This window comes from Prevotella sp. CAG:255, from assembly GCF_000431195.1.
Classification (GTDB): Bacteria; Bacteroidota; Bacteroidia; order Bacteroidales; family Bacteroidaceae; genus Prevotella; species Prevotella rara.
Map to the genome: position 1 here is coordinate 275 of NZ_HF986859.1, position 264 is coordinate 538.

Here is a 264-nt window from a genome sequence, read left to right on the forward strand (position 1 = left end):
TTCGAACCCTGACTTCGGAATAACAAGCGGTGACGACTTTACCTGCTGGAACCTTATGCAACTCGGAAACGAGGCGGTCAAACAAAGCTATATCGACAAGTGGCTTGAGAGGAACCAGAACTGCACCGACTTTGCAATAGGTATACAGAAGGCGATAAACGGGGATGATAAAGAGGGCTATTCCTGGTTCATCAACTGACTTACAAGGAGAGATACACAATCAATTAATAAAGAAGTGTGTCCCTCCTTTTTTGTTTCAACTTA

1 protein-coding gene is annotated in these 264 nt (G+C 43.6%); it reads left to right on the forward strand.

Translation table 11 applies throughout. The annotated features are described in order from the left end of the window. Nucleotides 1–199: DUF3871 family protein (locus tag QVO66_RS11965; RefSeq protein WP_288172862.1), on the forward strand; the 199-nt coding region annotated here is incomplete at its 5' end. Nucleotides 200–264: the final 65 nt, after the last annotated feature.